Source organism: Streptomyces polyasparticus (genome assembly GCF_014493765.1).
Lineage (GTDB): Bacteria > Actinomycetota > Actinomycetes > Streptomycetales > Streptomycetaceae > Streptomyces > Streptomyces polyasparticus.
Genome location: NZ_JACTVJ010000029.1, coordinates 110499 through 124285 on the forward strand (window position 1 = coordinate 110499; position 13787 = coordinate 124285).

Here is a 13787-nt window from a genome sequence, read left to right on the forward strand (position 1 = left end):
CGGCCCTCAGCGGGCCGAAGGCGGCCCCGGCCGCGAGTGCTGGGCGACCGTCGCCGGGTCGGCGGGGGTGGACCGCGTGAGGTACTGCGGGACCGGCGCCTTGTCGGTGCCGGTGTCGCGTACGAGGCCGTAACGGACGACTCCCTCGCGGGTGCGCACGTCGTCGGTGACGGCCTGCCAACTGGAGGGCTGCACATAGAGGTTGTAGTCGGCGCCGCGCTCGTTCTGGTGGAGGGTGACCGTGCCGTCGATCCAGACATACTCGTTCTGCCACATCTGCTGAGCGCCCTCGGGCAGCACCGTGGGGCCGTTCACCGGATCCGTCATCCAGGTGTCGCCCTCGGCGTCGCCGGGCTGCCGGTCGTCCATGCGGTGGCCGCCGCCCGAGGCGACATGGAAGAGGCGCCCCTTCAGGCCGGTCCACGTGGGCATGACGAGGCCGCCGGCGCGCGCCTGCGGCACGACCTGCCAGCGGATGCGGACATAGCCCGTGCCGGTGAGGGTGACCGTCTCGCCGCGGTGCGTCATGCCGGTGAATCCGGTGAGGGTGACGCCCTTGTCGCCGCGGCGCGGCAGCGGCCCGGGCGGGGCGTCCGGGTCCGGGGCGCGGTCGGCCGTGTCGACGACGGTGCCGTATGCGCCGTGCGGCGGCGCCGTACGGTCCGCGCGCGGTGAACTCTTCGTGGGCGTAGGGGACTTGGAGGTACGGGGCGTGGGCCCGGGCCGTGCCGTCGACTGCGCCGTCGGTGTCACGACGACCCGTTGCGGCGGGGGCTCGGGCTGCTGCGTGACCACGTATGCGCCGCCCGCCACGAAGGTGGCGCCGGCGGTGACCGCGACCGCCGGTTTGGTGACCGCGGCGACGGCCTTCGCGGTCCAGGTCGCGGAGGCCGCGGCCGCACTCGCCTTGCCCGCGCCGCCGAGCACACCGCTCGCCGCGAGGGACACGGTAAGCGCGGCGGACACCGGGACCAGGGCCAGCCCGGCGAGCAGCCGTTCGGCCGGCACATGCGGCTCGCGCCGGTCCCCGCAGCGGGCGCAGCCCCTCACGTGCCGGGCGATCCGCTTGCGCCACACCGAGTCGGCCCGGCCGTCCCAGTCGGCGGTGGTCCGTGCGAGGTCCTGGCAGGTGCCGTCGAGGGCGCGCACGATGCCGCGCGCGGTCTCCAGACGGCCCTTGACCCGCTGGACACGGACGGCGGCATGTCCGCGGGTGATACCGGCTGCGGCGGCCAGTTCGCCCCGGGTGAGCTCGCCCGCGACCTCCAGCCACCACAGCGAGAGCAGTTCGCGGTCCTCGGCGTCGAGCCAGGGCACCGCTTCGGCCACCTCGCGCCGCTGACCGTCCAACTCAAGGCGGAGTACGGCGAGTTCGGCGAAATCGGCGGCCGCCGCGGCACCCGGGTCCACCGCCGCCGCGGGCTCGCGCCGCCGGGCCCGCTCGCGCACCTGCCGTACGGCGATCGCGACGAGCCAGGAGCGGAAGCGGTCCGGATCACGCAGCGAGTCGAGGGAGTGCACAGCGCGCAGCATCGTCTCCTGCACGACGTCGTCGACATCGGCGTGCCCGTCGAGGGCACGGCCCACGACGTTGTAGACGAGCGGCAGCCAGCCGGCGACGAGCGCGTCGAGCGCCTGCCGGTCACCGCGCTGCGCGGCCACGACGGTGTCCCGCCAAGGCCGCTCGTCGACGAGGGTCCACGTACTTCTCATGCCGCTTTATCCGGATTCACTTCACTTCGCGTACGCCAGCGTCCCGAATCCCAGCTGGTCGTAGCCGCCGCTGTTCGGGCCGTAGTCGCCGCCGCCTCCTTCTGCCCGCACCTTCCCAGCCATGGCCGTGACGGAGGGAACGGTCAACCGCCGCCGGCGTGCGTAGTGGGAGTGCAAAAGCTCCCAGACCGGCCGGATCTGACCCCGGCCTGCGTCCGAGATCACAGTGTGCTCGCGGTATGCGCAGGTGGTTCCTGTGCCCCAGGAGTACTTGGTGAAGGGGACGTCCTGGCCCAGGTTGTACCTGGCTACGTACTCGGCGGCCTTCATGAAGCGGTTGTCGTCGAATCCGTACAGGTCGACGCCTTGGTTCCAGGCCATCTCGCAGATCGCGCCCAGCTGCCCCATGCCCATCATGGTGTGGCCCTGGTCGCGTCCTGACTCCTGCCACTGCGCCAGGCCCTCGTCCTCGTACACGAAGGGAATGGCGTTCGGAAGGGAGCCGTTCCCCTCACCGGCCTTCATGTACGCGACGGCCCGGTCGAACATCGCGCGGTCGTCGCAGAGGATGCCGATCGCCATGAGCGAGGCGACGTTGCACAGGTCCCAGTTCGCCCAGTAGTTGGTGATGCAGGCGCCGTTGTGATTCTCCAGGAAGTGGTCGTTCAGCGGATAGAAGACCTTGAACAGCATCGACCGGAACGCCGGCAGGTCGAAGTCCGGGTGGTCACGGACGAGTTCGGCCGCATTGGCGAACTGCCAGCCGTAGAGCCCACCCGCCAGGAAGCGGTCGGCGTTCCCGGTGACCGTCGTCAGCGTCGAGGACCAGGCGTTGAGGATCCGCGCGGCGGAGGCGCCGTGCTCGGCCGTGCCGCCGATCTTCCAGCGCAGACCGTTCTGGTAGGCGGCATGGATGTCCCGGTAGAGCTGCGGGTAGTTCTGTCCTTCGCCGCCCCGGATGACGGTGGCCGTGGGGCGCGGCACCCAGGTGCTCGCGGAGTGACCGTTGGCGGTGAGCCGCTGCCAGCCCTTCAGCCAGGGGTCCTGTCCGGCCTGCACGCGGACCTTCGCCCGGTTGAGGTCGCCCGCGTTGTGCAGCATGCCGGGGTGGGCAAAGGGCGCGGGCGCGGCGTCGGCCTCGTCCTCGCCGAGGAGGGCGATCGCGGTGGCGCCGGCGGCGCCCGCGGCCGCCAGGGAGCCTGCGATACCGAGGACGCCGCGGCGGCTGATGCGGTGGCGGTTGTGTACGGCCATGGGGGTGGGTGCTCCTGTACCAGTGGGGTGGCTCGGGCTCCGCACAGCCGAGGGTGGCCGCGCGAACAGGAGACGGAGTGGCCGGACGTTCGATAACAGTTTTTCGCCCGGCTGTCGTGGAGCCGGCAGGGAGCCGGCCGACGAGTCGGCGCCACACGCCTGGGTACCCGCCGCGGATGACCCACGACGACAGGAAGAACAAGAACGACAAGAAGCGGGCACCCGCATCCGAGGCCGCGGCGCATCGCCGCCCCGACGTCCCCCGCGGCGACTCCGCCGTCGACCAGGCCCTGACCGAGCTCGAAGAGGCCGAGACGGGCGGACGGCGGCGCAAGTGGGGACGCGAGGGCGAGGCCGGCGACACCCTCACCCCGAACCGCAAGGCACAGGAAGAGGCCCAGGACGACTCCTGACCCGCACGACGACCGCACGACCGCAGGACCGCAGGACCGCACGCCAACCCGAGGACCCGCCATGACGGACGACATCCACGGCCACGACCGCAAGGACGCCAAGCACCGCCAGCGCGAGCAGTTCCGCGCCCAGGACCCCGCGTCCGGACCGCTCACGACCGACCAGGGCGTACGCGTGGACCACACCGACGACTCCCTGGCCGTGGGCGAGCGCGGACCGACGCTCCTGGAGGACTTCCACTTCCGCGAGAAACTCACCCGCTTCGACCATGAGCGCATCCCCGAACGCGTCGTGCACGCACGGGGCGCGGGCGCCTACGGCTACTTCGAACCGTACGAGTCCTGCGCCGCGTTCACCCGCGCCGCCTTCCTCCAGGATCCCGGCTTCCGCACGCCCGTGTTCGTACGCTTCTCGACCGTGCAGGGTCCGCGCGGATCGGCCGACACTGTGCGCGACGTGCGCGGCTTCGCGACCAAGTTCTATACGAGCGAGGGCAATTACGACCTCGTGGGCAACAACTTCCCCGTGTTCTTCATCCAGGACGGCATCAAGTTCCCGGACTTCGTGCACGCGGTGAAGCCGGAACCCCGCAACGACATCCCGACCGGCGCCTCGGCCCACGACACCCTGTGGGACTTCGTCTCGCTGCAGCCCGAGACGCTGCACGCGATCATGTGGCTGATGTCCGACCGGGCGATCCCGCGCAGCTACCGCACGATGCAGGGCTTCGGGGTGCACACCTTCCGCTTCGTGGCCGCGGACGGGCACGGCACGTTCGTGAAGTTCCACTGGAAGCCCAAGCTCGGTGTGCACTCGCTGGTGTGGGACGAAGCGCAGGAATGCCAGGGCCGCGACCCGGACTTCAACCGGCGCGACCTGTGGAACGCCATCGAATCCGGCGCGTACCCGGAGTACGAGCTGGGCGTCCAACTGGTGCCGGAGGAAGACGAGTTCAACTTCGACTTCGATCTGCTCGACCCCACGAAGATCATCCCCGAGGAGCAGGTTCCGGTTCGCCCGATCGGTCGGATGGTCCTCGACCGCAACCCTGACAACTTCTTCGCGGAGACGGAACAGGTCGCCTTCCACACCGGCAATGTCGTGCCGGGCATCGACTTCACCAACGACCCGCTGCTCCAGGCCCGCAACTTCTCGTATCTGGACACGCAGCTGCTCCGCCTCGGCGGGCCCAACTTCGCTCAGATTCCGGTGAACCGGCCGCTCGCACCGGTGCGCACGAACCAGCGCGACGGTTTCCACCAGGACGAGATCCACGCGGGCACGAACTACTCGCCCAACTCCCTCGGCGGCGGCTGCCCCGCCGTCGCGGGCGGCGATCCGGCCGCGTACCGGCATCACGCCGAGCGGGTGGACGGGGCGAAGATCCGGGCCCGCAGCGCGAGCTTCAAGGACCACTACAGCCAGGCGGCGCTGTTCTGGAACAGCATGGCGGGCTGGGAGAAGGAGCACATCGTCGCCGCGTTCCGCTTCGAGCTCGGCAAGGTCGGCGCCATGGCCGTACGGGAGCGCACGGTCGGCGAACTCAACCATGTGGACCACGAGTTGGCGCTCCAGGTGGCCCGCGGCATCGGCGTGCCCGCACCCGCCGAACTCGACGCGGGCGCGTACAAGCAGGCCTCCCCCGCCCTGAGCCTGGAGAGCCTGAGGGGTGAGCCCTCACTGGCCACACGGCAGGTGGCCGTGCTCGTCGCGGACGGGGTCGACGCGGCACAGGTCGTATCCGTCCGTGAGGCGCTGGCCGCCGAGGGCGCCGTGGTCGAGGCGCTCGCACCGGCGGACGGCACGGTCGAAGGCAGCGACGGCTCGTACTACACGGTCGACCGCGCGCTGCCTACGGTCGCCTCGGTGCTCTACGACGCGGTCCTCGTGCCGGGCAGCCCCCAGGCCACCGCCGACGAGCTGCGGGATCCGGACGTCATACGGTTCGTGCGCGACGCCTACCGGCACGGCAAGCCGATCGGGGCGATCGGCTCCGGCGTCGGCATCCTGTCCTGTCTGCGCGCGGACGGCCTGCGCATCGCCCACGGCGCCGGGAACGTGGTCAGCGACCACGGCGTGGTCACCGAGACCACCCCCGCCGCCGCGAGCCCCGAGTTCCAACGCGCCTTCACCGAGGCGATCGCGGCCCACCGGCACTGGCGCCGCCCGCCCGCGGACTGCTGACACCGCGGGGGCTGCTGACGCCCCGCGGACCGCTGACACCACGGGGACTGCTGACGCCCCGCGAACCGCTGACACCGCGGGAACCGCTGACGCCCCGCAGACCGCTGACACTCACCGCACCCGCGCAGCGCCCGCGCGGAGCAGCAAGGAGAACACCATGGCGCGAGCCGCACTCTTCGACGTGGACGGCACCCTCGTCGACACCACCTACCTCCATACGACGGCGTGGGCGGAGGCGCTGCGCCAGTCGGGCCACCACATCCCGATGACGGCCGTCCACCGGGCGATCGGCCTCTCCTCGGGCGACCTGATCGAGCACCTCACCGGCAAGGAACCCGACGACGCCACGAAGACTCGGCTTTCGGCGGCACACAAGGCGCTCTACGCCGCGCACTTCGAGCGCTTGCACGCCTTCGACGGGGCGGCCAGGCTCCTTCGGACCCTCGCCCGCCGCGGCTGGGTGATCGTCCTGGTCACCTCGGCCTCGGGCGCGGAGCTGCACGCTCTGCGGCGCGCGATCGACGCGGACGAGGTGATCGCGGGCACCGCTTCGGCCGACGACGTGGAGCAGGGCAAGCCCGCCCCCGATCCGGTGGAGCAGGCGCTCGAACTGGCCGGGGTCCCGGCGGAGAACGCCGTGTTCGTCGGCGACTCGGTGTGGGACGTCCGGGCCGCGGAGCGTGCGGGCCTCCCGTGCGTGGCCGTGCTCTCGGGCGGCATCCCGCGCGCCGACCTCGAGGAGGCGGGCGCGGCGGCCGTGTACCGGGACACGGCCGACCTGCTCCACCGCCTGGACCGCAGCCCTCTGGCCGTACGGGAGGAGACTGACGCGGACGGACCGGACGAACCCCTCGGGACCCCGGGATCCCTCGGGACCGCAGGGTCCCCCGGGACCGCGGGGTCCCCGAACACCGCACAGTCCGGAGACTCCGCTACGTCCCCGAACACCGCACAATCCCGAGACTCCGCTGCATCCCCGAACACCGCAGAGTCCGCCAGGACCACAGGCGACGAGGGCTCGGGCACCGCCGCCTCCCGCGAACGCTCTGTCCCCGGCGGCGAGTTGCCGCAGGGACCCGGTGAGCAGACGGCTGCCGTGCCGCGTGATCTGCCCGACCAGCAGGCACGCGAGGACGACCCGTGGGACCTCGGCGAACCCGGCGCCGCCACCCCGGACGGCAGCTCCGGGGAGCAGGACGCCGACGACGTGCCCGACCTCGACGAGTCGGGCACGGGGCGGCGCGGGGCACCCCGCCAAGGGGGCGCGCACCCCGAGCACCCCGTCCCCGACGAGCCCTCGGGCTGACTCCCCGGGGGACGGCAGCCCTGCGCACCCGGCCGGGCGAAGATTTCGGTGCGCTTTGAACAACTCCCCCTGCGAGCCCGTACCAGAGGACAGGATGCCGATACGGGCCGAGCTCCGGCCCATGCGCCGCCGGCCGGCGCAGGACCGCCAAGGGGAGTCAACCGAATGACCGTTACGCAGCAGCCCCAGCACCTCGTCGAGTCGACGGAGGCCGAGCCGGAAGCGGGGACGCAGTGGTGCGGGTGTCCGTCACGGCGCGCCGTCGTCTCCGCGGTGGGCGTCGTGGGCCTTGCCGTCGCCCTCACGGCCTGCGGAGGGTCCGACGGCGGCGGGGACTCCGGCGATCCCCAGGAGCCCGCCGGCCAGGCGTCGGACCAGCCCACGGAAGGCGGCGCGGGCGGTGGCGAGGAGCTGGCCAAGACCGCGGACATCCCGGAGGGCGGCGGCACGGTCTTCAAGGACAAGGGCGTGGTCGTCGTCCAGCCGACGGCGGGCCAGTTCAAGGCGTACTCCTCGAAGTGCACCCACGCCGGCTGCGCGGTGAAGGATGTCGCGGACGGGACCATCAACTGCCCGTGCCACAACTCGAAGTTCAGCATCGAGGACGGCAGCGTCAAGGGCGGCCCCGCCCCCAAGCCGCTGCCTGCCGCGCAGATCACGGTGGACGGCGACACGATCAAACTGGGCTGAACCGCGCTCTGCAGCCGGTGACCGGCATCTTCGAGCCGGGGTGAGCCCGCCCCCTCACCCCTTCCATACGGCGAGGATCTCGTCGGTCGTGGTGACCGACGAGATCAGCGCGAGGGTGTTGCGGATCATCAGGGGGGTGTAGTCCGCGGGCACACCCGCGATGGCGTCCGCAGGAACCACCACGCGGTAGCCCAGATTCACCGCGTCGAACACGGTGTTGGGGATCGCCACGTTCGCCGACACCCCCGTGACGATCAGCGTCCGGCAGCCCAGGTTGCGCAGCAGCGCGTCCACGTCGGTGCCGGCCATCGGCGAGAGTCCGTGCAGCCGGCGGACCACCAGGTCCTCCTCGGCGACCTCGATCGGCGGCGCGATCCGAACCGCTTTGGTACCCGATATCTGCAGGACGGGCAGCCGCGAAACGGCATGGAAGAGCCGGGCGTTGCGGCTGGCGCCGCGCCCGTCCGGACGGCGCTCGGCCACGGCATGCATGACCTGGACCGAGGCATAGTGCGCGGCGGACACCAGGCGCGCCACATTGGTGAGCGCGCCCGATGCACGGGCCTCCTCGGCCAGTTCGGGCAGGGCGCTCTCCTCGCCCACGACGCCCTGCTGGCACTCACTGGTGAGCAGTACGGTGGTGGCCGGATCGAGCAGCTCGGCGAGCGTTTCCCTGGGCATCTGGCCCTCCTGACGCAGCGTCGGCCGGCACACGGCCCACGGACCGGGTGAAGTCGGCGCGAGGGTAACCCCCATTGCGTACCGGCGGAAGAGACCCCATGATTTTCTGACGCAGGGTCAGGAACGCCTCTGTGCACAGCCAGCAAGGGCCGCGAGGACCTTGGAGCCGCTCTCCCGGAGGGGAAACACGGATGACCGTCACACAACGCAGGGGCCGGCGCATCATGATGACGCGCGAGGAACTCGACGCCTTCCTCGCCGAGCAGCGCACCTGCCGGGTGGCCACCGTCTCCGCGGACGGCACACCGCATGCGAGCACCCTGTGGTTCGCCTGGGACGGCAGCGCGCTGTGGCTGTACTCGATCACCCGCAGCAAGCGCTGGTCCGATCTGCGCGCGGACCGGCGCATCGCGGTCGTGGTGGACGCCGGCGAGGACTACGGCGAGCTGCGCGGCGTGGAGCTGGCCGGATCGGTGGAGTTCGTCGGCGAGTCCCCGCGGGTCGGGGAGCCGTGCCCCGAACTCGACGAGATCGAGAAGCAGTTCGCCCGCAAGAACTTCGGCATGGACCAGATGCCGCACGACGGCCGGCACGCCTGGGTACGGCTGACGCCGGACACGATCGCCTCATGGGACTTCCGCAAGCTGACGGAGCTGCGCTGACCGGCCACCCGAGGCGTCACACCTCAGCCGTCACCCCCGCCTGATGCATCAGGCCTCAGCCGTCACCCCCGCCTCACGCAACGCGTCGACCGCCGCCCTGATCGAGGGCCGGCGGTCGGCGTCCGTGCGCCACACCGCGTACACATGGCGGGCGATCTTCTGCCGCAGGGGCACCACGCGCACGCCGTCCGGCACGAGTCCCCGCCCCAGGCGCGGCGTGACACAGACCCCCAACCCCGCCTCGACCAGGGCCAGTTGTGTCGCATGCTCCTCCGCCTGGTGCCCGATCCTCGGCTCCACGCCCTTGGAGCGCAGGGTGTACACCAGCCAGTCCTGGCAGAACGCACCCTCCGGCCAGCAGATCCACTCCTCCTCGGCGAGCTCTTCGAGATCGAGTTCGCGGCGGCCGGCGAAGCGATGCCCCGCGGGCAGCACCACATCGGCCCGGTCGTCGAGCAGCGAGGCCTTGGCGAGGCCCTCGGGCATGGGCAGCGGCTTGTTGTACCAGTCGAGGACGACGGCCACATCGAGGTCACCGCGTACCACCGCACGTACGCCGTCGGCCGGTTCGAGCTCCTGCGAGCGCACGAGCAGGCCGGGGTGCGCCTCGCGCAGGGCACGGAAGGCGAGCGGGAACAGACCGCGGGCGGCGGTCGGGAAGGCCCCGATGCGCAGCTCGCCGACCACCTGGCCGCGATGCGCCTCCAGATCCGACTGCGCGTACTCGACCTGCGAGATGATCCGCGCCGCGTGCTCGGCGAGCAGCACTCCGGCGTCCGTGAGCCGCACACCGCGCCCGTTCTTCGCCACGAGCTGCTGCCCGATCTCGCGCTCCAGCTTGGTCAGCTGCTGCGATACGGCGGAGGTCGTGACGTGCAGTCCGGCTGCTGCACCGCTCACCGAGCCGTGCCGGGCGAGGGCATCCAGGGTGCGCAGGCGCTCGAGGTTCAACATGTCCGCTCCCAGTTCCGCCTCATCAACATATAAGCAATACTAAGACGTCCACCGTAAGAAATCTCGCTTGTGCTACGAGATCCAGCAGAGCATCGTAAAGGTCATGGCCACCGTCTCCGTCCCTCGCGCCCGCGCTGCCGGCCCCGCGCCCGCGCCCGCCCCTCGCCGCACGCTCGACTGGCGGCTCCGCTTCGCGGGACTCTCCTTGATCTGGGGTTTCAGCTTTCTGCTCATCAAGGTGGGCACACAGGGCTACGCACCCTTCCAAGTGACCTTCGGGCGGCTCCTGTTCGGCACCTTGGTGCTCGCCGCCGCGATGCTGGTACGGCGCCAGGGTCTGCCGCGCGGGTGGCGCACGTGGGGACATCTGGCGGTGGCGGCGTTCTTCCTCAACGCCCTGCCGTTCTCGCTCTTCGCCTACTCGGAGCTGACGATCCCGTCCACGCTCGCCGGCATCTGCAATGCGACCTCGCCGCTGTGGGGCATGGCCCTGTCGATGGTGGCGCTCTCGGAGGACCGGCCGACGCGGCGGCGCGTGGCAGGTCTCGGCCTCGGTTTCATCGGCGTCCTGACGGTCCTGGGCGCATGGCAGGGCTTCCACGGCATCGACGCTGCGGGAACCGCGATGGCGCTCGGCGCCTCGCTCAGCTACCCCATCGGCTGGATCTACGTGCGCCGGACGCTGGCGGGCCGCAGCGAGTCCCACCTGTCGCTCACGGGCGCCCAGCTGCTCCTCGCCACGGCTCAACTGGCCTTCGTCACCCCGCTGTTCACCACCCTGCCGAAGAGCTGGCCGCTGCTTCCGCTGCTCGCCGTCCTCGCGCTCGGCGCGCTGGGGACGGGGCTCGCGGTGCTGGTCCAGTACGAACTTGTCGCGGAGATCGGCCCCACGACCGCCCAGATGGTCACGTACTTCATCCCGGTGATCGCCACGGCGGCGGGCGTGACTCTCCTCGGCGAGTCCCTGTCGTGGTCGACACCCGTGGGCGCGGTGATCGTCCTCGTGGGCGCGGCACTGACCCAGTCGCGGGCGAAGGCGGCGGCGCGATGAGGGGCTTGTGGCGCAGCCGGAGCGCCGGGCATCCGCCCGCTGGTCCATCTCCGCTGAGCAAGGCGGAGGTCGCCGCGGCGGAAGCCGAACTCGGCGTCCGCTTCCCGGCCGCGTACCGCCGCCACCTCCTGACGGTGAGCGCGGGCGGCACGGTCTGCGAGCTCCGCAGGACGGACGACGGCTGGTGGTGGGCGGGCGACAACGAGTACGGGCGCCGCGATCTGCTGCACCTCCCCTTCCCGCACCCGGACGATTACGCGGCCGCCGAAGACGAACTCGGCCTGCGCGAGCCCCGCATGGAGGACTACGCCGACGAGTCCGCGTACGACCGGGCCTGGAAAGCCTGGGACGACGAGTACGGCGAGCTGCAGGACCGCAAGACGGCCGGGGCCGTGATCGCGCAGGAGCACGGCTGCGGCTTCTCCACACTCCTCGCGCTCACCGGCCCACTCGCCGGCACCATGTGGTGGGACGGCCGGGCCACCTGCGATCGGATCCTCCCGCTGTCCCTGGAGCACGGCTCCGGCGCCCGCCCGGTGACATTCGACGAATGGCTGGACCACGACTCATGGAACCTGCTGCCGCCCGGTTGGGGGCAGCAGGACTTGAGGCCGGACCGGAGACAGCAGACCTGAATCCGGCCAGCGGGCCGGACCCTGGCGCGCGAGGGCGCAGTAGGCCCTACGTCGCCAAGGTCCGACCCGTGCTCCCCCGCCTGCCCTGCACGGCATACGCGACGGCATCGGCGAGCGGTGCGATGTCCGCCTCGTCCAGCGCCGCCACCGTGATCCGTACCCCCGGAGGCGCCTCGATCCGGAACCTCGCCCCGGGTGCCACGGCCCATCCGGCGTGCAACAGCCGTGCCACCGCGCCGGTTTCGTCCGGGACCGGCACCCACACGTTCAGCCCGCTGCGCCCCGTCGCCTCGATGCCCCGCCGCCCCAGGGCACCGATCAGCGCGTCGCGCCGCCGCGCATAGTCGGCGGCGACCTCCGAGGGCACCACCGCACCCGACGTCCACAGTTCGACGACCGCACGCTGCACGATCCGGCTCACCCAGCCGGGACCGAGCCGCTGCCTGCCGAGCACCCGGTCCACGGTCACCGCGTCACCGGTCATGACGGCGAGCCGCAGATCGGGCCCGTACGCCTTGGCGACCGAGCGCACGAGCGCCCAGCTGCCCTTGCCCGTGGCCAGGGGGTGCAGCGGCAGGTCGACGATGCCGTGCCCGTGGTCGTCCTCGATCAGCAGGACCGCCGGATGCTTCCGCAGGACGGCCCGCAGCGCCCGCGCGCGCGAGGCACTGATCGCGGCGCCCGTGGGATTCTGCGCCCGGTCCGTGACGATCAGGGCACGGACGCCTTCGCCCAACGCACGCTCGACCGCATCCGGTTCGGGCCCCTCGTCGTCCACGGCCACAGGGACGGTACGCAGCCCGAGCGCCGGGATCAGATCGAGCAGCGCACCCCAGCCGGGGTCCTCCACGGCGACCGCGTCCCCCGGCCGCAGATGCGCGGCCAGGATCCGCTCGATGGCGTCGAGCGAGCCCGAGGTGACCGCGACGGGCCCGTCCGGAATGCCGTCGGCGTCGAACGCGGCCCGGCTGAGCACCTCCAGATCCGGCTCCAGGGCGGCGTCCGCGTACATGACCGGCTCCCGGTCGGCGCGTGCGGCCGCGGCGGCGAACGCTCCGGCGAGGGCGGGCAGCAGCGCCCTGTCGGGATTGCCGAGCGAGAGATCCCGTACGCCTTCGGGCGCTTCGACCCGGATCGCGTCCCGCGCCGTGCTTGCCGGACGCGAACGCACCCGGCTGCCGCGCCGGCCCGCCGTCTCGATGACCCCGCGCTCGCGCAGGGTCCGGTACGCGGCCGCCACCGTATTCGGATTGACCCCGAGCTCCTGCGCCAACTCCCGCATGGGCGGCAGCACTTGACCGGGCTCCAGGTCTCCCCGGCCCACCGCACCCTCGACGCTGGCAGCAATCTCTGCTGCGCGCCGCCCTTTGATCCGATATCCTCCTAGCACAAACAAGATTATGCACTAGTACAATGGAGATCGCAATGAGTGTTGCGCCGGACACCACGGAGCCGACCACCACCCAGGGCTCGTATGCACCGACGGAGCGCACGGTCCCCACCCGATCCAAGGACCGCGCGCACTACGACCGGGAATTGGTGCACTCGATACTCGACGAGACCTACCTCTGCCACATGGGCTTCGTCCGCGACGGCGCCCCCGTGGTGCTGCCGACGCTGTACGCGCGTGTCGGCGAGCGGCTCTATGTGCACGGCTCCACGGGTTCGCGGCCGCTGAGGATGGCCGGCAAGCCCGACCCGGGACTGGCCGTCTGCCTGACGGTGACCCATGTCGACGGTCTGGTGCTCGCCCGCTCGGCCTTCCACCACTCGATCAACTACCGCTCGGTCGTGGTGCACGGCACCGCCCACCAGGTCACCGACCCCGACGAGAAGCGGCTCGCGCTCGACGCGCTGGTCGACGCCGTCGTGGCCGGCCGCTCCGCGGACTCCCGCCCGGCCGACACCAAGGAACTCGCCGCCACCGCGGTGCTCGCCATCGACCTCGCCGAGGTCTCGGCCAAGATCCGCACCGGCGGCGCCAACGACGAACCCGCGGACATGGACCTCCCCCACTGGGCGGGAGTCGTGCCGGTGGCCCGTACGTACGGTGCCCCGATCCCCAACGACGATCTCGCCCCGGGCGTCGAACTCCCGGAGTACCTGCGCGCCTTGTGAGCCGGAACGCCGTATGAACCCAAGGGCCGCCCTCTGCGCGAGGGCGGCCCTTGGGTCACTTATGCGTCGGACACGGCGACGGCATCAGGCACAACCGGCGCGTACGCTTCACGCACAACCGGCGC

General features: G+C 71.5%; 12 protein-coding genes and 1 pseudogene. 8 read left to right on the forward strand and 5 right to left on the reverse strand.

Going from position 1 to position 13787, the window contains the following annotated elements; all coding sequences use genetic code 11:
• Positions 1–6: 6 nt before the first annotated feature.
• Both H9Y04_RS40450 and H9Y04_RS40455 read right to left on the reverse strand, forming a co-directional pair.
• Positions 7–1713: an RNA polymerase sigma factor gene (locus tag H9Y04_RS40450; RefSeq protein WP_187819239.1), complete on the reverse strand. Its 1707-nt coding sequence runs from the start codon at positions 1711–1713 to the stop codon at positions 7–9.
• Positions 1714–1734: 21 nt separating this feature from the next.
• A complete protein-coding gene (locus tag H9Y04_RS40455) occupies positions 1735–2967 on the reverse strand; it encodes an alginate lyase family protein (RefSeq protein WP_187819240.1) in 1233 nt (410 codons plus the stop codon).
• A gap of 176 nt (positions 2968–3143) precedes the next feature.
• Here H9Y04_RS40455 and H9Y04_RS40460 point away from each other — a divergent pair, with 176 nt between their 5' ends.
• The 4 genes and pseudogenes from H9Y04_RS40460 to H9Y04_RS40475 all read left to right on the forward strand — a co-directional run bounded on the left by H9Y04_RS40460 (position 3144) and on the right by H9Y04_RS40475 (position 7561).
• Positions 3144–3380, forward strand: a complete 237-nt coding sequence (locus tag H9Y04_RS40460; RefSeq protein WP_187819241.1) for a hypothetical protein — start codon at positions 3144–3146, stop codon at positions 3378–3380.
• Positions 3381–3441: 61 nt separating this feature from the next.
• On the forward strand, positions 3442–5565 hold the full coding sequence (locus H9Y04_RS40465) for a catalase (protein WP_187819242.1): 2124 nt from the start codon (positions 3442–3444) through the stop codon (positions 5563–5565).
• Positions 5566–5722: 157 nt separating this feature from the next.
• Positions 5723–6376, forward strand: a pseudogene (locus H9Y04_RS47160) (HAD family hydrolase); the annotation flags it as partial.
• A 660-nt stretch (positions 6377–7036) separates the two neighbouring features.
• On the forward strand, positions 7037–7561 hold the full coding sequence (locus tag H9Y04_RS40475) for a Rieske (2Fe-2S) protein (RefSeq protein WP_187819244.1): 525 nt from the start codon (positions 7037–7039) through the stop codon (positions 7559–7561).
• Positions 7562–7615: 54 nt separating this feature from the next.
• Here the strand turns inward: H9Y04_RS40475 and H9Y04_RS40480 are convergent, their stop codons facing one another.
• On the reverse strand, positions 7616–8242 hold the full coding sequence (locus H9Y04_RS40480) for a cysteine hydrolase family protein (RefSeq protein ID WP_187819245.1): 627 nt from the start codon (positions 8240–8242) through the stop codon (positions 7616–7618).
• 191 nt (positions 8243–8433) lie between these two features.
• Here H9Y04_RS40480 and H9Y04_RS40485 point away from each other — a divergent pair, with 191 nt between their 5' ends.
• Complete coding sequence (locus H9Y04_RS40485) at positions 8434–8904, forward strand: pyridoxamine 5'-phosphate oxidase family protein (RefSeq protein ID WP_187819246.1); 471 nt, start codon at positions 8434–8436, stop codon at positions 8902–8904.
• A 48-nt stretch (positions 8905–8952) separates the two neighbouring features.
• Here H9Y04_RS40485 and H9Y04_RS40490 read toward each other — a convergent pair whose 3' ends face one another.
• On the reverse strand, positions 8953–9858 hold the full coding sequence (locus H9Y04_RS40490) for a LysR family transcriptional regulator (protein ID WP_187819247.1): 906 nt from the start codon (positions 9856–9858) through the stop codon (positions 8953–8955).
• Between the two features lie 103 nt (positions 9859–9961).
• Here H9Y04_RS40490 and H9Y04_RS40495 point away from each other — a divergent pair, with 103 nt between their 5' ends.
• Both H9Y04_RS40495 and H9Y04_RS40500 read left to right on the forward strand, forming a co-directional pair.
• Positions 9962–10909, forward strand: coding sequence for a DMT family transporter (locus H9Y04_RS40495; protein ID WP_187819248.1), 948 nt, complete (start codon positions 9962–9964; stop codon positions 10907–10909).
• The gene (locus H9Y04_RS40500; RefSeq protein WP_236072033.1) at positions 10906–11544 is read left to right on the forward strand and encodes an SMI1/KNR4 family protein; all 639 of its coding nucleotides are present in this window, start codon (positions 10906–10908) and stop codon (positions 11542–11544) included. The genes H9Y04_RS40495 and H9Y04_RS40500 overlap by 4 nt, the downstream gene beginning before the upstream one ends.
• 46 nt (positions 11545–11590) lie before the next feature.
• Here the strand turns inward: H9Y04_RS40500 and H9Y04_RS40505 are convergent, their stop codons facing one another.
• A complete protein-coding gene (locus tag H9Y04_RS40505) occupies positions 11591–12934 on the reverse strand; it encodes an aminotransferase class I/II-fold pyridoxal phosphate-dependent enzyme (protein WP_187819249.1) in 1344 nt (447 codons plus the stop codon).
• A 35-nt stretch (positions 12935–12969) separates the two neighbouring features.
• Here H9Y04_RS40505 and H9Y04_RS40510 point away from each other — a divergent pair, with 35 nt between their 5' ends.
• On the forward strand, positions 12970–13662 hold the full coding sequence (locus H9Y04_RS40510; protein WP_236072034.1) for a pyridoxamine 5'-phosphate oxidase family protein: 693 nt from the start codon (positions 12970–12972) through the stop codon (positions 13660–13662).
• The last annotated feature ends 125 nt before the right edge of the window (positions 13663–13787 follow it).